The organism is uncultured Nitratireductor sp., assembly GCF_913053745.1.
Taxonomy (GTDB): domain Bacteria; phylum Pseudomonadota; class Alphaproteobacteria; order Rhizobiales; family Rhizobiaceae; genus Nitratireductor.
Genome location: NZ_CAJXGF010000107.1, coordinates 1 through 16,071, shown reverse-complemented (window position 1 = coordinate 16,071; position 16,071 = coordinate 1). Strand labels below are relative to the sequence as shown.

Annotated in this window: 18 protein-coding genes; 9 read left to right on the top strand and 9 right to left on the bottom strand. The window is 61.7% G+C overall.

Annotated elements, in window-relative coordinates; genetic code table 11:
- Window positions 1–251: ATP-binding cassette domain-containing protein (locus tag QZ638_RS16415; RefSeq protein ID WP_295812702.1), on the bottom strand; the 251-nt coding region annotated here is incomplete at its 3' end.
- A gap of 100 nt (window positions 252–351) precedes the next feature.
- Here QZ638_RS16415 and QZ638_RS16410 point away from each other — a divergent pair.
- From QZ638_RS16410 to QZ638_RS16400, 3 genes are all read left to right on the top strand, one after another.
- On the top strand, window positions 352–1,281 hold the full coding sequence (locus tag QZ638_RS16410; RefSeq protein ID WP_295812700.1) for an alpha/beta hydrolase: 930 nt from the start codon (window positions 352–354) through the stop codon (window positions 1,279–1,281).
- Window positions 1,282–1,371: 90 nt separating this feature from the next.
- Complete coding sequence (locus QZ638_RS16405; protein ID WP_295812696.1) at window positions 1,372–2,547, top strand: CaiB/BaiF CoA-transferase family protein; 1,176 nt, start codon at window positions 1,372–1,374, stop codon at window positions 2,545–2,547.
- A complete protein-coding gene (locus tag QZ638_RS16400) occupies window positions 2,544–4,190 on the top strand; it encodes a thiamine pyrophosphate-binding protein (protein WP_295812694.1) in 1,647 nt (548 codons plus the stop codon). The genes QZ638_RS16405 and QZ638_RS16400 overlap by 4 nt, the downstream gene beginning before the upstream one ends.
- A 3-nt stretch (window positions 4,191–4,193) precedes the next feature.
- On the opposite strand, the gene QZ638_RS16395 is transcribed toward QZ638_RS16400, so the two are convergent.
- Window positions 4,194–4,334 carry a hypothetical protein gene (locus QZ638_RS16395; RefSeq protein ID WP_295812691.1) on the bottom strand — a complete coding sequence of 47 codons (141 nt, stop codon included), beginning with the start codon at window positions 4,332–4,334 and terminating at the stop codon, window positions 4,194–4,196.
- Window positions 4,335–4,630: 296 nt separating this feature from the next.
- On the opposite strand from QZ638_RS16395, the gene QZ638_RS16390 reads away from it, so the two are divergent.
- Window positions 4,631–5,989 carry an Nramp family divalent metal transporter gene (locus QZ638_RS16390; RefSeq protein WP_295812689.1) on the top strand — a complete coding sequence of 453 codons (1,359 nt, stop codon included), beginning with the start codon at window positions 4,631–4,633 and terminating at the stop codon, window positions 5,987–5,989.
- Here QZ638_RS16390 and paaE read toward each other — a convergent pair.
- Genes paaE through paaA form a run of 5 tightly spaced genes read right to left on the bottom strand, consistent with a single transcriptional unit; the run spans window position 5,986 to window position 9,697 of the window.
- Window positions 5,986–7,065: a 1,2-phenylacetyl-CoA epoxidase subunit PaaE gene (paaE, locus tag QZ638_RS16385; RefSeq protein WP_295812688.1), complete on the bottom strand. Its 1,080-nt coding sequence runs from the start codon at window positions 7,063–7,065 to the stop codon at window positions 5,986–5,988. The two genes, QZ638_RS16390 and paaE, sit on opposite strands and share 4 nt — an antisense overlap.
- A 22-nt stretch (window positions 7,066–7,087) precedes the next feature.
- On the bottom strand, window positions 7,088–7,621 hold the full coding sequence (paaD, locus tag QZ638_RS16380; protein WP_295812705.1) for a 1,2-phenylacetyl-CoA epoxidase subunit PaaD: 534 nt from the start codon (window positions 7,619–7,621) through the stop codon (window positions 7,088–7,090).
- 14 nt (window positions 7,622–7,635) lie between these two features.
- Window positions 7,636–8,409: a 1,2-phenylacetyl-CoA epoxidase subunit PaaC gene (gene paaC / locus QZ638_RS16375; protein WP_295812687.1), complete on the bottom strand. Its 774-nt coding sequence runs from the start codon at window positions 8,407–8,409 to the stop codon at window positions 7,636–7,638.
- Window positions 8,409–8,696, bottom strand: a complete 288-nt coding sequence (paaB, locus tag QZ638_RS16370; protein ID WP_295812684.1) for a 1,2-phenylacetyl-CoA epoxidase subunit PaaB — start codon at window positions 8,694–8,696, stop codon at window positions 8,409–8,411. Before paaB ends, paaC begins: the two co-directional genes overlap by 1 nt.
- Window positions 8,697–8,701: 5 nt before the next feature.
- Window positions 8,702–9,697 (bottom strand): 1,2-phenylacetyl-CoA epoxidase subunit PaaA, encoded by a 996-nt coding sequence (gene paaA / locus QZ638_RS16365; protein ID WP_295812682.1) that lies wholly within the window; start codon window positions 9,695–9,697, stop codon window positions 8,702–8,704.
- 118 nt (window positions 9,698–9,815) lie between these two features.
- Between paaA and QZ638_RS16360 the strand changes: the two genes are divergently transcribed.
- Window positions 9,816–10,250 carry a PaaI family thioesterase gene (locus QZ638_RS16360; protein WP_295812680.1) on the top strand — a complete coding sequence of 145 codons (435 nt, stop codon included), beginning with the start codon at window positions 9,816–9,818 and terminating at the stop codon, window positions 10,248–10,250.
- Window positions 10,251–10,349: 99 nt separating this feature from the next.
- Window positions 10,350–10,658, top strand: a complete 309-nt coding sequence (locus QZ638_RS16355; RefSeq protein WP_295812677.1) for a hypothetical protein — start codon at window positions 10,350–10,352, stop codon at window positions 10,656–10,658.
- Between the two features lie 34 nt (window positions 10,659–10,692).
- On the opposite strand, the gene QZ638_RS16350 is transcribed toward QZ638_RS16355, so the two are convergent.
- Complete coding sequence (locus tag QZ638_RS16350; protein ID WP_295812674.1) at window positions 10,693–11,175, bottom strand: CreA family protein; 483 nt, start codon at window positions 11,173–11,175, stop codon at window positions 10,693–10,695.
- A 175-nt stretch (window positions 11,176–11,350) separates the two neighbouring features.
- Between QZ638_RS16350 and QZ638_RS16345 the strand changes: the two genes are divergently transcribed.
- Entirely contained in the window at window positions 11,351–12,001 is a 651-nt protein-coding gene (locus QZ638_RS16345; RefSeq protein WP_295812671.1) for a glutathione S-transferase family protein, read from the top strand.
- A 63-nt stretch (window positions 12,002–12,064) separates the two neighbouring features.
- On the opposite strand, the gene QZ638_RS16340 is transcribed toward QZ638_RS16345, so the two are convergent.
- On the bottom strand, window positions 12,065–12,682 hold the full coding sequence (locus QZ638_RS16340; RefSeq protein WP_295812668.1) for a TetR family transcriptional regulator C-terminal domain-containing protein: 618 nt from the start codon (window positions 12,680–12,682) through the stop codon (window positions 12,065–12,067).
- A 280-nt stretch (window positions 12,683–12,962) separates the two neighbouring features.
- On the opposite strand from QZ638_RS16340, the gene QZ638_RS16335 reads away from it, so the two are divergent.
- Window positions 12,963–14,291 carry an aspartate aminotransferase family protein gene (locus QZ638_RS16335; RefSeq protein ID WP_295812665.1) on the top strand — a complete coding sequence of 443 codons (1,329 nt, stop codon included), beginning with the start codon at window positions 12,963–12,965 and terminating at the stop codon, window positions 14,289–14,291.
- Between the two features lie 51 nt (window positions 14,292–14,342).
- Complete coding sequence (locus QZ638_RS16330; protein WP_295812663.1) at window positions 14,343–15,842, top strand: CoA-acylating methylmalonate-semialdehyde dehydrogenase; 1,500 nt, start codon at window positions 14,343–14,345, stop codon at window positions 15,840–15,842.
- Window positions 15,843–16,071 lie beyond the last annotated feature (229 nt).

Here is a 16,071-nt window from a genome sequence, read left to right as displayed (position 1 = left end):
AGGGCCGGATCGAGCTGGGGCTCTTGCGGCAGATACCCGCAGGTCGCGCCTTCGGCCAGCCATGCCTCGCCCGTGAACTCCTTGTCGAGGCCCGCCATGACCCTGAGAACCGTCGATTTACCCGCACCGTTGGGACCGAGAATGCCGATCTTCGCGTCCGGGTAGAAGGACAGGTGAACGTTCTCAAGGACCTTCTTGGAGCCGTAGGCCTTGCTGAGGCCGGACATGTGGTAGATGAATTGGCGTGCCATGTGGCTCGTCGCGCTCCGTCTCACTCGAATTGGGGGAACCTGTTGCGCAGCGTATGTAGGCCAAACGAAGCGGCGGGGCAATCCGCCGTGGGGAGGGAAGATGAGCTTCGATGCTGAAACGCGGCTCATGACGCCGACCGGCGCGGATCTGCGCCTGTTCGAACGTCGGGCGACCGGAAAAGCTCGCGCCGCCGTGCAGATCAACCATGGTGTTGCCGAACATGCCGCCCGCTATGCCCGTTTCGCAGATTTCCTGTCGCAACGCGGGTTTTCGATCTACGCCCACGATCATCGAGGACACGGGAAAACGAAAGCGCCTGGCGCACCCCTCGGACATATCGGCCCTGACGCTGACGCAGACACACTGCTCGACGACGTGCTGGCGGTGCACCGACATATTGCCGAAAAACACCCAGGCCTGCCGGTCATCATTTTCGGGCACTCGATGGGTGGCATGATCGCGGTCAACTTTGCGCTTCGGCACGGCCACCGTCTCGCCGGCGCGGCGGTATGGAACGCACCGCTTGCCACCAGACCGGAGGCGCTTGCAGGCAAAGCGGTTCTCGCCTGGGAGCGGTTCCGCCTCGGCTCGGATGTTCCCTCCAGACTTTTGCCGAAGATCACCTTCGCCACTTGGGCGCGCGCCTTTCCCGAACGACGCACGGATTCCGACTGGTTGTCCCGCGACGAGACGGAAGTCGACAAATACATCGCCGACCCCCTCTCCGGCTGGGAAGCCTCCATCGGAATATGGACTGCGCTTTTCGATCTCAGCCTGAACGCCGCCGACCAGGCCGCGTTGGAAGCCGCCCGCAAGACGCTTCCCTTCATGCTGGTCGGTGGCGATACAGATCCTTCGACGAAAGGAGGAAAGACGGTGCGCAAACTTGAAAAACGGCTCGCACAAAACGGCTTTTCGAATCTCGAAACAAGAATTTACGAGGGTTTTCGGCACGAATCTCTCAACGAACTCGGCCGAGAAAAGGCGATGGAGGACTTTGTCCGCTGGGCCGGAAAACTCATCAATTAATGCCAAAATAATGCGGTCTGCGCATCTGGAAGCAGACCCAGCGGTTTGCTACCTCAAAACGGCATGAGTTTTGGAGGGCTGCGGGCGATCATGAACAACCCACCCCTGAAGGGCGTTCGCGTTATCGAACTGGCGCGCATCCTGGCCGGCCCATGGGCAGGTCAAGTTCTGGCCGATCTCGGCGCCGATGTCATCAAGGTCGAAAACCCAAACGGCGGCGACGACACGCGCAAATGGGGCCCACCCTTCGTCGAAGGTGCGGATGGAGAGAATCTTTCTGCCGCTTATTACCACGCATGCAATCGGGGCAAACGCTCCATCGCGCTCGATTTTTCCCAGCCGGAAGGGGCCGAGAAGCTGAAAAAGCTGATCGCCACCGCCGACGTTCTGATCGAGAATTTCAAGTTGGGCGGACTGAAGAAATACGGGCTCGATTATGAGAGCCTGAAAGCCATCAATCCGCGCCTCGTCTATTGCTCGATCACGGGCTTTGGCCAGACCGGCCCCTATGCGCCGCGCGCGGGCTACGACTTCATCATTCAAGGCATGTCGGGCCTGATGTCCATCACCGGCGCGCCGGGCGGCGAGCCGCAGAAGGTGGGCGTGGCGGTGAGCGACATCTTCACCGGGCTCTACTCCGTGATCGCCATTCAGGCCGCACTGCGCCATGCGGAAGCGACCGGCGAGGGCCAACACGTCGACATGGCGCTGCTCGACAGCCAGATCGCTGTCCTCGCCAATCAGAACATGAACTATCTGGTTTCCGGCAACAGCCCGGTGCAAATGGGCAACGCCCATATGAACATCGCGCCCTATGAAGTGCTGCCGGTGAAGGACGGGCATATCATCCTCGCCGTGGGCAATGACGGCCAGTTCCAGCGTTTCTGCAAGATTGTCGGGTTGGACGATTTGCCGGAAGACGAGCGTTTCTCCACCAACCCGGCGCGCGTGGCCAACCGTGACTCTCTGCGCGAACGCGTCGTCGCCGCCCTGGCGGGGTGGGAGAAGAGCGAGTTGCTCGGCCGGTTCGATGCCAATGCGGTGCCGGCAAGCCCGATCAACACGATCGAGGAAATGTTCGACGATCCGCAGGTGAAGGCGCGCGGCATGCGGCTTTCTCTCAATGACGGACACGGCACGGCGTTGCCCTCGGTGCGCGCGCCCATCGCCCTTTCCAAAACCCCGCTTTCCTATGAACGGCCAAGCCCCCGGCTTGGCGAACACACGGCAGAAATCCTGCGCGAAATCGGAGACGACAGCGAATGAAGACCGGCGGCCAGCTCATCGTCGACAGCCTTGAAGCCAATGGCGTCGACCGCATTTTCAGCGTACCCGGCGAAAGCTACCTGGCGGTACTCGACGCGCTACACGATTCAAAAATCCGCAACATCGTGTGCCGTCAGGAAGGCGGCGCGGCGATGATGGCCGACTGCCACGGGCGGCTGACCGGCCAGCCCGGCATCTGCTTCGTCACGCGCGGCCCCGGCGCGACCAACGCTTCGCCAGGAATCCACATCGCCATGCAGGATTCCACGCCGATGATCCTGTTCATCGGACAGGTGGCGAGCCATGCCCGCGAACGCGAGGCGTTTCAGGAAGTGGATTATCGCGCCTTCTTCGGCCCCATCGCCAAATGGGCCACCGAAATCGACGATGCGGGCCGAATTCCCGAAATCCTGACGCGCGCTTTTTCGGTCGCGACCTCCGGCCGCCCTGGCCCGGTGGTGATTTCGCTTCCCGAAGACATGCTGACGAACATGGTGGATGCGCCCGCACCACGACCCTTCACGCCGGTCGAAACACGACCGGGCAACGCCGAGATGGAGGAGCTTTCCGCGCTTCTGAAGGGCGCCAAGCGTCCCTTCGTCATTCTCGGCGGCTCACGCTGGAACGAGAAGGCCGTGGCCGACTTGCAGAAAGCGGCGGAAGCGTGGTCCCTACCCGTTGGCTGCTCGTTCCGCCGGCAGATGCTGTTCGACCATCTGCACCCCTCCTATGCGGGCGATGTGGGCATCGGCGCGAACCCGAGGCTTGCGGCGGCAATCAAGGAGGCCGATCTGGTGCTGCTCGTCGGCGGCCGGTTCAGCGAAATGCCCTCCTCCGACTACACGCTCATCAAAAGCCCCTATCCCGACCAGAAGCTGGTGCATGTCCATGCCGACGCCGGCGAACTGGGCCGCGTTTACCGCCCGACGCTCGCGATCAACGCTTCGCCAGCCGCTTTTGCAGAGGCATTTGCCGCTCTTGCGCCGGGCGACGCCTCTTGGGCGGCGGAGACCGAACGCCTGCATCAGGCCTATCTCGACTGGTCGACCCCGCCGAAGACCGGCCCCGGCGCGGTGCAGATGGGGCCGATCATGGAACATCTCGAAAGCGTTCTGCCGGACGATGCGATCTTCACCAATGGCGCGGGCAATTACGCCACCTGGGTGCATCGCTTTCACCGCTTCCGCCATTTCGCCACGCAAGGCGCGCCGACCTCCGGTTCCATGGGCTATGGCACGCCGGCGGCGGTGGCCGCCAAGGCACTCTTTCCGGAACGACCGGTGCTCGCCTTTGCCGGCGATGGCTGCTTCATGATGAACGGTCAGGAATTCGCCACCGCCGTGCAGGAGAACCTGCCGATCATCGTGGTGGTGGTGAACAACGGCATCTATGGCACGATCCGCATGCATCAGGAGCGCGAATATCCCGGCCGCGTTTCCGGCACCTCGATCAACAACCCCGATTTCGCAGCCCTCGCCCGCGCCTATGGCGGGCATGGCGAGACGGTGGAGAAAACCGGCGATTTCGCGAGTGCATTCGAACGCGCGCAAGCGAGCGGAAAGCCGGCGTTGATCGAAATCCGGCTCGACCCGGAAGCGATCACGCCCGCAAAGACACTGACGGATATCCGCGAGAAGCGCTGAGGGTCAGTCCTTGCGTTTGGACGAAACGGCGGCGCCTATTCCGGCGCCAATGGCGATGCCTATCCCGATGCCCATTGCAATATTGTCGAGCGCCGTGCCGATGGCGGCACCCATGCCTATGCCGACAGCGATCCAAAGTCCCATAAGCGATCTCCTTTTGATCGGAGATAAGCAACTCGCTTATCACTGTAAACCGCCGCTTCACTTTAGCAGAACGGGTTTCCCGATCTCCGCGGCTTTACTCACCGCACACCGCCCATTCCGCGGCCCTCATCCCTAAGTGAACCGCAAGGCGAAACTGTCTGCGGATTCCAGGAACACGGCAAAATACACCGCCCCTGCGGCCATAGGTCACTTGTGTCGCCTTATAGGTCCATTTATTGCTTATGCAAATCATTCTCAATTGCGAAATTACAGTGCTCGGCCGCCCCACGAATTCAATGACAACACAAGCTGGCGAGGACACAGGCTGGCGCAACGCACGCGGCGACGCCCCGTTGTCCGACGTTCACCGCACGGTTTCCGTCCGCCCCTCGGCAAGCCGGATCCGTCGGTTCGCCGCCTTCATCGGGCCGGGCTACATGGTGGCCGTGGGCTATATGGACCCCGGAAACTGGGCGACGTCCATCGCCGGCGGTTCCAAATTCGGCTACATGCTGCTCATCGTCGCGCTGGTATCAAACATCATGGCGGTCATCCTGCAGGCGTTGTGCGCCAGGCTTGCCATCGCAAGCGGGCGCGACCTAGCCCAGGCATGCCGGGATGCCTATCCGCGGTGGACCACCTATCCACTCTGGCTGCTTGCTGAAACAGCCATCATCGCCACCGACATCGCCGAGGTGGTGGGAACGGCCATCGGATTGAACCTGATCTTCGGGCTGCCGCTGGAGATCGGCGTCGTCGTCACCGCGCTTGATGTCTTCCTGATCCTGTATCTGCAGCGGGTCGGCTTTCGCTATCTCGAAGCGCTGGTCATGACGCTGCTCGCGGTGATCACAGTCTGCTTCGCCGTCCAGATCGGCCTGGCCGATCCCGACTGGGGTGCCGTTATCCGTGGCTTTGCGCCAACCACGAACATCGTGACCGATCCGGACATGCTGTATCTGGCGCTTGGCATTCTTGGGGCGACGGTAATGCCGCACAATCTCTACCTTCACTCGGCCATCGTGCAAACGCGAGCCTGGGGCGCAAGCGCGGAGGAAAAGCATGAGGCACTGCGTTTTGCCACCATCGATTCGACGGCTGCACTGATGTTCGCTCTGCTGATCAACGCTTCGATCCTGATTCTTGCCGCCGCGGTCTTCCACGCCTCGGGGCGCACCGAAGTGACCGAGATCAGCGAGGCGCATACGCTGCTTGCCCCACTGCTTGGCTCAGCCATTGCACCGGTGTTGTTCGGCATCGCGCTTCTATGCAGCGGTCTGAACTCCACCGTAACCGCCACACTGGCCGGACAGGCCGTGATGGAGGGTTTCATAAACCTGCGGATCAGAGCATGGATGCGGAGGCTTATCACGCGCTCCATAGCCATTGTTCCGGCAGCGCTCGTCACCATCTATTACGGCGAAAGCGGCACCGGACGGCTGTTGATCCTTACGCAGGTCGTGCTCAGCCTGCAGCTTTCCTTTGCCGTGGTGCCGCTGGTGCAGTTTACCGCCGATCGGCGCAAAATGGGTGCCCTGCGCGCACCTCCATGGCTTATTGCCACCGCGGCACTGATCGCGCTCATCATCGTCGCACTGAACGCGAAGCTGGTGTTCGACTTCGTCGCCTCGGGCTTCGACACCAGTGTTCTTTAAGCGGCGTCGAAATCCAGAATCAGCTTCTTCTCCGTGGGGCGCGTCTGGCAGGCGAGCGTGAAGCCGGCTTCCACTTCCCAGGGTTCGAGCGAGAAGTTCACCGCCATTTCCGACTGTCCTTCCACCACGCGGCAACGGCAGGTGCAGCACATGCCGCCGGCGCAGGAATAAGGCAGCTCGATGCCGGCCTTGTGGGCAGCGTCGAGCACCGTGCCATCGGCATCCTGCATGGAAAAGCTGCGGCGCACGCCATCGACCACGACTTCAATGGCAACGCCTTCCTGAACCGCCTCGCGCGCGGCCTTGGACGCCTTGCGCGGCGCCGGCGCTTCGCCAGACGGGGTAAAGCGTTCGAAGCGAATGCGGTCGCGCTCGACATTCATGGATTGAAGCGCGCCGGAGACCGCGTCGATCATCTCGCCAGGACCGCACAGGAACACGCCATCCATGGCAGCGGGCTCGATAAGCCCGCCAGCGGCCAGCTCGCCAACACGCTCTGCATCGATACGACCGTTCAAAAGCTCCACATCCTGCGTTTCGCGCGACAGGAGATGAATCAGCGTGAAGCGGCCCATGTAGCGGTCCTTGAGGTCGTTGAGTTCCTCCAGGAACATGATCGTCTCGGTGGAGCGGTTGCCATAGACCAGCGTGATCGTGCTGTCGGGCTCGTGAGCCAGAACCGTGCGGGCGATGGAGAGCATCGGCGTGATGCCGGAGCCGGCGGCGAACAGAAGGTAATCGTGGCGCTCGCCCTTGAGCGCGGTGAAGCGACCCTGCGGCGGCATCACGCGGATCGTGTCGCCGACCGAAAGCACATCGTTGACGAAGGTGGAGAAGCGGCCATCGGCCACTTTCTTCACGCCGACGCGCAGATAGGGATCGCCGGGCGCGGAACAGATGGAATAGGAGCGGCGGGCTTCCTTACCGTCGATATCGGTGGCAAGCGTCAGATACTGGCCGGGCGTGAAAGCGAAGGCTTCCACCCGATCGGCCGGAATTTCGAAGGCGATCGCCACGGCATCGGGAGTCTGGCGCTCGATGGAGGCCACTTTCAAATCGTGAAAACGCGGGGCCATGGTCACCTCGGTCTGGGGTCAGTCAGATACACTTGAAATAATCGAAGGGCTCGTGGCAGCGCTCGCAGCGATAAAGCGCCTTGCAGGCCGTGGAACCGAATTCGGAAACCCGCGCGGTCTCCAGCGAACCGCAACGCGGACACGCCACCTCCGTTTCGCCAAACAGGGCCCGGATGGAGTTGGACGCATTCGCCGGTGGCGCAATGCCATAGGCGCGCAGCTTCTCGCGCCCCTCTTCTGTTATCCAGTCGGTCGTCCAGGCAGGCGAAATGACCCGCTCGACGCGTGGCTCGAACCCCGCCTTGCGCAAAGCCGCTTCCACCGCAAGCTCGATGGCAAGCACCGCGGGGCACCCCGTATAGGTTGGTGTGACGCAGGCGACGGCGACATCGCCTTCCATCTCGACGCCACGCAGAATGCCCAGGTCGGCGATGGTGACGGCAGGAATTTCCGGATCCACCACAGCAGCGGCGGCACGATAAGCGCGTTCGCGGCTTCGCACTTCACCTGCCCGCCGCGCACTGTGCACCGCAGACTGAGAAGACTGGGTGCTCATCATCGCTTCGCCCATCACCATCTCATCCCCGGATAGGTGCGCTGCATGTATTGCAGTTCTGCAAGCAGGAAGCCCAGCGCCTCGCCATGGCGGCCCTGACGGCCACCGGTCTGGCCATAAGGCGTTTCCACCCAGTCGAGCCCCGCTTCGGCGAACACCGGACCGACAATGGCGTCGAAGGCAGGCCGCAACGTGGACGGATCGGGCGCGATGCCGGCTTCGGCAATCGCCCGCGAAACACCGTCGCTCTCGAAAAGCTCGTCCACATAGGGCGCCAGCGCCTCGACCGCGGCCTTCATGCGGCGCGAGCTTTCTTCCGTGCCGTCGCCGAGACGCACAACCCATTCACCGGCGTGGCGGATGTGATAGGCAACTTCCTTTTCGGCCTTGGCGGCGATGCCGGCCAAATGTTCGTCGGTGGATGACGTCACGGCCTGCCAGAGCGGCTGCATGAAAGCGGCAAAATAGAACTGACGCAGCATGGTGTGAGCGAAATCGCCATTCTGGCGCTCGGCCATCAAGCAATTCACATAGTCCCGCTCACGACGCACATAAGCCAGTTGATCTTCGTCACGACCCCTGCCCTCGACTTCGGCAGCATACTGATAGAGCGACCGCGCCTGACCGATGAGATCGAGCGCCATGTTGGGCATGGCGAGATCCTCCTCAAGCATGGGCGCGTGGCCGCACCACTCCGAAAGCCGGTGGCCGAGGATGAGATGATCGTCGGCGAGGCGCAGCAAAAACGCCGTCAGCGCCTCGCGGGAAACAGCCGCAGTGCCAGCCATCACATGTGCCCCACATCTTCGGGAATGTCGTAAAAAGTCGGATGGCGGTAGACTTTCGACAGGGCCGGCTCGAAGTTCTCGTCCTTGTTTTCCGGGTCCGACGCGGTGATCGCCGCCGACGGAACGACCCAGATAGACGTGCCCTCGCCGCGGCGCGTATAGACATCGCGCGCGGCCTGCAACGCCATAACTTCGTCGGCGGCGTGCACCGAACCGCAATGCTTGTGGGCAAGCCCGTTGCGCGGGCGAATGAAAACTTCCCAAAGGGGAATCAGGTTCTTCGTCATGTGGTTCACTCCGCAGCCATTTTCGCCGCTTCGCGGCGGGCGGTTCGCTTTTGCGCATGCGCAAGGGCGGCCTCGCGCACCCAGGCGCCATCGTCCCAAGCTTTCTGCCGGGCTGCGACACGCTCGCGGTTCATGGGACCGTGCCCCTTCACCACGCGCCAGAACTCGTCCCAGTCGATAGCGCCGAAATCGTAACCACCCTTCTCCTCGTTCCATTTGAGATCGGGATCGGGGAAGGTCAGGCCGATGAGTTCGCCCTGCGGCACCGTCGCGTCCACGAATTTCTGACGCAGTTCGTCATTGGTGAAGCGCTTGATCTTCCACTTCATCGACTGGTCGCTGTGCTGGCTGTCGCCGTCCGAAGGACCGAACATCATGAGCGAGGGCCACCACCAGCGGTTCAGCGCATCTTGCGCCATGTCCTTCTGCTCGGGCGTACCACGTGCCAGCGTCATCATGATCTCGTAGCCTTGGCGCTGGTGAAAACTCTCTTCCTTGCACACGCGGATCATGGCACGCGCATAAGGACCGTAGGAACACCGACAGAGCGGGATCTGGTTCATAATGGCCGCGCCATCGACCAGCCAGCCAATGGCGCCTATGTCGGCCCAGGTCTGCGTCGGGTAATTGAAAATGGAAGAGTATTTCGCTTTGCCGGACAGAAGCTCCTCGGTCATCTGCTCGCGCGACACGCCGAGCGTTTCGGCGGCGGAGTAAAGATAGAGCCCGTGACCGCCCTCATCCTGCACCTTGGCAAGCAGTGCCGCCTTGCGACGCAGCGACGGCGCGCGCGTGATCCAGTTGCCTTCCGGCAGCATACCGACGATCTCGGAATGCGCATGCTGCGCAATCTGACGCACGAGCGTTTTGCGATAACCTTCCGGCATCGGATCGTTGGGTTCGATCTTCTCTTCGGCGTCAACCCGCGCCTGAAAAGCGGCAAGAAAAGCCTCGTCTTCCATGGTATCGGTTTTCGCACCGATAAGCCCTTGGCTATACATCGCTCGTCCTCCATGCTCACGCGCGGCTCAGGGCGGGGCTTCGGCCCACAATCAATACGTAACAAAAAATCATAAAACTTGCAATATTTCGTAACGCTTTTTCGCAGATGGAGAACAGATGAGCGAAACGACGACCGGAGAGGCGGGCCTCAAGGCCGCGCGCGACACGCTTGCAACGGTGTTCGCGCCATGGATCGCGACCCTTGAAATAGAAGCGCTTTCAGCCGACGAAACGGGCGTGGATTTCCGCCTGCCGGAAAACGCGGACCTTGCGCATGCGGGCGGCGTTATCTGTGGACAGGCGACCGCGTCGGCAGCCGATACATGTGCGGTGGCGGCACTTTCCGCCGCCAATGGCCGTTTCCGCACATGCACGACAGTGGATATGACCACCCATTTCATCCGTCCGCTGAAGCCTGGTCCGGTGGCGATCCGGGTCGAGGTTCTGTCGAACGGGAGGCGCATGGCCTATGTGCGGGTGGAGATGCGGGCCGAGGGCGACACCCGCCTCGCCTTCACGGCGACGGGCGCTTACGCCTATCTGGATGGATAAGCGCTGGCGGAGAAACGTTTTATTTGGGGTGACAGATCAACCAAGAAGAGATTAACCTGATCGTGCATTTCTCGCTGCAACGACGCTGGGAGGACAGTCATGATCAGCTCTCTGGAAGATTTCGACGAGTTCTGCGGAGACGATGAAAAGCTCGATTCATCGCATCTTTCTGTCTTGAGCAATGAGGAGATTTCCTTTTTTCGTCATTGCCTGGATTTCGACGAAAGCGGTTTTGTCTCAAAAATCTATTTCGGGGATCTGGCCAAGGCAGGATTGAACGACTTCCAGATTGCGGAGGTCGCAGCCCTTTTCGGCATCGACGAAAAGCGTTTCAAACGTACCTACCACGCCTTCGGCGACGCCCAGGGCAACTGCGTGCAAAGGCTCTACTGGTGGTGCCCATATTGACCGCAGCACACCGTCGGGCCGGACGGCACTCAGCCTATTCCTTGTTTTTCCATACCGCGGCCTGCCCGTAGAGCGGCACGGTGGAAATCGCCATCTTAGCCGAACCGTCCTGAACCTGCCGGGCGTGAGAAAGATAGATCAGCGTGTCGTTCTTCTCATCATAAATGCGCTTGACGACAACCGACTTCCAGATCAGCGACTGGCGCTGCTTGAACACTTCCTCACCATCCTCGCCGAGCTCTATATCGCCGATGACAATGGAGCCGGTCTGGCGGCAGGAGATGGAGGAATTGGACGGATCCTCGAACCAGTTGCCTTTCTGCAGACGGTCGATGACGCCACGATCGAAATAGGTGACATGACAGGTCACGCCTTCCACCTTGGGATCGTGAACGGCCTCGATAATGATGTCGTTGCCGAGCCAATCGACACCGATCTCCCCCACCTGTTCGGCGGACACGGGAGAGGCGATGAATGCGGCGAGAAGGAAGGAAGAGACAAAAGAGGCAATACGCATGGGCGGACCCCGTTGATCTGACAAGACGTCAGCCGAATATGGGAAGGATTGTGTCACATTGAAGGGCGTATTCATCAGGGCACATTTCACAGCCTTGCATCCGACGGCATGTCGGAATTTGCGGAACGGTTTCGTCCTGGGGGGTACGAACAGTCTGTGAGCATGGAGAAAGAATATGGCTCCCATTATAAGCGTCTTCGAGAATTCTCCCGATCGTGGACAGGGGCATGCACGCGATATGAGGGTGCGATGGGCACTCGAGGAAGTCGGGCAGCCCTATGATATCCGCACCGTCTCCTTCAAGCAGATGAAAAAGCCCGCATACCGGGCGCTTCATCCCTTCGGCCAGATCCCCACCTATGAGGAAGACGGCCTCACCTTGTTCGAATCGGGCGCAATCGTCCTCCATATCGCGCAGAAACAGTCGGGCCTTCTGCCCGAAGACGAACACGCCCGGGCGCGGGCAATTACCTGGATGTTCGCCGCTCTCAACACGGTGGAGCCGCCCATCGTGGAGCGCGAAACGGCAACATACACCGAGCGCAACCGCTCTTGGTTCGAAGAACATCTCGAGATGCTGAACGAGCGTGTGCATGTCCGCCTACGGGACCTATCGGCCAGTCTCGGCGATGCCGAATGGCTGGATGGCACTTTCAGCGTCGGCGACCTGATGATGGTATGTGTCCTGCGCCGCCTCGAGGGAAGCGGCATACTGGATCGATATCCGAACCTGTCGGCATTCGTCGAACGGGGAAAAGCCCGTCCCGCCTATCAGCGTGCCTTTGATGGGCAGTTCGCGGTTTTTCGCGCCGCGGATACGCAATGACGGAGGCGCATTCCCCATCCGGTTCGAACGCCCCGGCTCCATGCCAACGGGAACCATTCAAACTCAACCGATGAAAAGTCCCTCCAGAAACCGCGCGGCATCCTCGAAACGCCCCTCACCGCTGCGTTTTCCACCCAACACAGCACGCACCTGCACGTCGAAATCGGCATAGTGCTGGGTGGTCGCCCAGATGGCGAAGATGAAGTGATGAGGGTCGCTCTTCTTCAACCGTCCCTCGCGCATCCACGCCGAAATCACCGCCGCCTTCTCATCAACCAGTTCTTTCAACTCGCCCTCGAGCAGCGGCAGAATGCGTGGCGCACCCTGCAATATCTCGTTGGCGAACAACCGGCTTTCGCGCGGAAAATCCCGCGACATCTCCATCTTGCGACGGATATAGGAGCGAATTTCCGTCTGCGGATCGCCGGCGGCGTCCATCTCCCGCAGCGGCGCCAGCCAGGTTTCCATGAGACGATGAATCAATGTCGCAAAAATCTCCTCCTTGTTTTTGAAATAATAGAGAAGATTGGGCTTCGACATGCCTGCGGCATCGGCGATCTGGTCGATCGTGGAGCCGCGAAAACCGTGCTGGGAAAAAACCTCGAGCGCGGCTTCGCCGATGAGTTCGCGCTTTTCGCGCTGTATGCGTGTTCGTTTGGGGCGCACGGCAGGTTTGTCCATCAGAAGGCTGTTCCATCGGCTTCAAATTCGGGATTCAGCGCGCAAGAACGGCGCCCCTTAACCCCGCAGCCACCTCTCGGATCGCGCGATTGGTCCAGCCGATTAGTCCACTGTGGAATGCGCAAGCGCATGGACATTTCCCTACTATCCCCTTGACCGCCAACACGGCGGTGTTAACGTTTGTCCAAACGGTCAAAAATTGCGTAGCATATCTTCGCGCAAAGCACCAAGCATTGGCCGGGACAAGCCGAGCGAAACAACAATCAGGGGAAGCTTGGTCATGCTCGACAGGCTCAACAAGAGGCCGAACGATTTATCCGCGTTCTGGATGCCGTTCACGGCGAACCGGCAGTTCAAGGAAACGCCACGGATGCTGGTGGCCGCCAAGGACATGCACTTCACGGCCGAGGATGGCCGCAAGATCATGGACGGCACGGCCGGGCTTTGGTGTGTGAACGCTGGACACTGCCGGCCGAAGATCACCGAGGCCATCCAACAACAGGCGGCCGAACTGGACTATGCGCCCGCCTTCCAGATGGGCCACCCCATCGCGTTCGAATTCGCCAATCGGCTTGCCGCCATGGCGCCAGAGGGCATGGATCATGTGTTTTTCACCAATTCCGGCTCGGAGAGCGTCGACACGGCGCTGAAGATCGCGCTTGCCTATCACCGGGTTAAGGGCGACGGCTCGCGCTTCCGGCTGATCGGCCGCGAGCGCGGCTATCACGGCGTCAATTTCGGCGGCATCTCGGTGGGCGGCATCGTTGCCAACCGCAAGATGTTCGGCACGCTGCTGACCGGTGTCGATCACATGCCGCACACCCACGACATCAAGCGTAACGCCTTCTCGCGCGGCCAGCCGGAGCATGGCGCCGAATATGCCGACGAACTGGAGCGCATCGTCACCCTGCACGATCCCTCCACCATCGCGGCGGTGATCGTCGAGCCGGTGGCGGGCTCGACCGGCGTGCTGGTGCCGCCGAAGGGCTATCTCGAGAAGCTCCGCGCGATCTGCGACAAGCACGGCATTCTGCTGATCTTCGACGAGGTCATCACCGGCTTCGGCCGTCTCGGCAAGCCGTTCGCCGTCGACTATTTCGGCGTGACCCCGGACATCGTCCTGACCGCCAAGGGCGTGACCAACGGCGTCGTCCCGATGGGCGCGGTGTTCGTGAAGAAGGAGATCTACGAGGCCTTCATGAACGGCCCCGAGCACATGATCGAGTTCTTCCATGGCTACACCTATTCCGGAAATCCGGTGGCCGCCGCGGCCGGCCTCGGCACCCTCGACACCTACGAGGAGGAGGGCCTGCTCACCCGTGGTGGCGAGCTGGCGCAATACTGGGAGGACTCGCTTCACGCTCTGAAGGACCTGCCGCACGTCATCGACGTGCGCAATTGCGGTCTCGTCGGCGCCATCGAGCTGGAGCCGATCGCAGGGTCCCCGACCAAGCGGGCCTTCTCCGCCTTCCTCAAGGCCTTCGACGAGAACCTGCTGATCCGCACGACCGGCGACATCATCGCCCTGTCGCCGCCGCTGATCATCTCGAAAGCGGAAATCGACCGTATCTTCGAGACGCTGGGTGGCATTCTCAAGAAGCTGGACTAGACCCCGGCGACAAGAAGCGGCAGCCAAGCCGCGCGTTTTCAGGAGACCCTGATGGAGACCATCTCCAACATCATCGGCGGCGTCCTCACGCCCTCGTCGAGCGAGCGCTCTGCGCCCGTGTTCAATCCGGCGACGGGCGAGCAGTCGGCGGTGCTGCCGCTGTCGACGGCGGCCGAGCTCGACGCGGCAGTGGCCGCGGCCAAGCTCGCCTTGCCCGAATGGGCGAACATGCCGCCGCTGAAGCGCGCCCGCTTCATGTTCCGTTTCAAGGAACTGCTCGACGCCAACACCGACCGCATCGCCGCGGCGATCTCGGCCGAACACGGCAAGACCCACGCCGATGCCGTCGGCGAGGTTCAGCGCGGCATCGAGGTGGTCGAATTCTGCTGCGGCATTCCGCACCTTCTCAAGGGCGAATTCTCGCGCCATGTCGGCCCGGCGATCGACACCCACACCGACCGCCAGCCGCTCGGCGTCGTTGCCGGCATCACGCCGTTCAACTTCCCGGCCATGATCCCGCTCTGGAAGGCCGCACCGGCGATCGCCTGCGGCAACGCCTTCATCCTGAAGCCGTCCGAGCGCGATCCGGGCGTGCCGATGCGCCTTGCCGAACTCTTCATCGAGGCCGGCCTGCCCGAAGGCATCTTCAACGTCGTCAACGGCGACAAGGAAGCGGTCGACGCGATCCTCGATCACCCGGACATCCAGGCCATCGGCTTTGTCGGCTCCACCCCGATCGCCGAATACATCTACGGCCGCGGCTGTTCCAACGGCAAGCGCGTGCAGTGCTTCGGCGGCGCCAAGAACCACATGATCATCATGCCCGACGCCGACATGGACCAGGCCGTCGATGCCCTGATGGGCGCCGGCTACGGCGCGGCGGGCGAGCGCTGCATGGCCATCTCCGTCGCCGTGCCGGTGGGCGAGAAGACCGCCGACGCCCTGATGGAGCGCCGGGTGCCGCGGGTCGAGAGCCTGAAGATCGGCCCCTACACCGCCGGCGACGACGTCGACATGGGCCCGCTGGTGACCGCCGCCGCGCGCGACCGCGTGAAGGGCCTGGTGGACGGCGGCGTGGCGCAGGGCGCCGAGCTGGCGGTCGACGGCCGCGGCTTCACCATGCAGGGCTACGAGAACGGCTTCTTCGTCGGCGGCTGCCTCTTCGACAAGGTGACCACCGACATGGACATCTATAAGGAAGAGATCTTCGGCCCCGTGCTCTCCGTGGTGCGCGCCAAGGCCTACAACGATGCCGTCGACATGACGATGACCAATCCCTACGGCAACGGCACGGCGATCTTCACCCGTGACGGCGACGCGGCGCGCGACTTCTGCGACCGCATCAACGTCGGCATGGTCGGCGTGAACGTGCCGATCCCCGTGCCGCTGGCCTACTACACCTTCGGCGGCTGGAAGGCCTCCGGCTTCGGCGACCTGAACCAGCACGGTCCCGACGGCTTCCGCTTCTACACGCGGACCAAGACGGTGACTTCGCGCTGGCCCTCGGGCGTCAAGGAAGGGGCGGAGTTCTCCATCCCGACCATGAAGTGAGTTGAGGGAAATCATCAGGAGAGTTTGCAAGGGCTTGAAAAAGGCGCGCGATCTGGGAGGTCGCGCGCGCAACTTGGCCCTAGAGTGTTGATTTTTCGGTCAAAGACCGCATAGTTTTTGCGACCGCTTTCCGGGCGGCAGAAGCCGCAAGAAGACAAACGAAGAACCGGGAAGCTTTGAGGGAGGCCAGCTGCATGGTGGTGAGTCCATCTGGGCTGTGCGCAGGCTC

Bases quoted from the DNA above. Each gene is read 5' to 3' on its own strand.
- QZ638_RS16400 (WP_295812694.1), top strand. From the start codon at position 2,544: ATGAAGACCGGCGGCCAGCTCATCGTCGACAGCCTTGAAGCCAATGGC.
- QZ638_RS16395 (WP_295812691.1), bottom strand. From the start codon at position 4,334: ATGGGACTTTGGATCGCTGTCGGCATAGGCATGGGTGCCGCCATCGGC.
- QZ638_RS16335 (WP_295812665.1), top strand. From the start codon at position 12,963: ATGCTCGACAGGCTCAACAAGAGGCCGAACGATTTATCCGCGTTCTGG.
- paaD (WP_295812705.1), bottom strand. From the start codon at position 7,621: ATGAGCACCCAGTCTTCTCAGTCTGCGGTGCACAGTGCGCGGCGGGCA.
- paaE (WP_295812688.1), bottom strand. From the start codon at position 7,065: ATGGCCCCGCGTTTTCACGATTTGAAAGTGGCCTCCATCGAGCGCCAG.
- QZ638_RS16330 (WP_295812663.1), top strand. From the start codon at position 14,343: ATGGAGACCATCTCCAACATCATCGGCGGCGTCCTCACGCCCTCGTCG.
- QZ638_RS16355 (WP_295812677.1), top strand. From the start codon at position 10,350: ATGATCAGCTCTCTGGAAGATTTCGACGAGTTCTGCGGAGACGATGAA.
- QZ638_RS16405 (WP_295812696.1), top strand. From the start codon at position 1,372: ATGAACAACCCACCCCTGAAGGGCGTTCGCGTTATCGAACTGGCGCGC.
- QZ638_RS16360 (WP_295812680.1), top strand. From the start codon at position 9,816: ATGAGCGAAACGACGACCGGAGAGGCGGGCCTCAAGGCCGCGCGCGAC.
- QZ638_RS16410 (WP_295812700.1), top strand. From the start codon at position 352: ATGAGCTTCGATGCTGAAACGCGGCTCATGACGCCGACCGGCGCGGAT.
- QZ638_RS16390 (WP_295812689.1), top strand. From the start codon at position 4,631: ATGACAACACAAGCTGGCGAGGACACAGGCTGGCGCAACGCACGCGGC.
- paaC (WP_295812687.1), bottom strand. From the start codon at position 8,409: ATGGCTGGCACTGCGGCTGTTTCCCGCGAGGCGCTGACGGCGTTTTTG.
- QZ638_RS16340 (WP_295812668.1), bottom strand. From the start codon at position 12,682: ATGGACAAACCTGCCGTGCGCCCCAAACGAACACGCATACAGCGCGAA.
- paaB (WP_295812684.1), bottom strand. From the start codon at position 8,696: ATGACGAAGAACCTGATTCCCCTTTGGGAAGTTTTCATTCGCCCGCGC.
- QZ638_RS16345 (WP_295812671.1), top strand. From the start codon at position 11,351: ATGGCTCCCATTATAAGCGTCTTCGAGAATTCTCCCGATCGTGGACAG.
- QZ638_RS16350 (WP_295812674.1), bottom strand. From the start codon at position 11,175: ATGCGTATTGCCTCTTTTGTCTCTTCCTTCCTTCTCGCCGCATTCATC.
- paaA (WP_295812682.1), bottom strand. From the start codon at position 9,697: ATGTATAGCCAAGGGCTTATCGGTGCGAAAACCGATACCATGGAAGAC.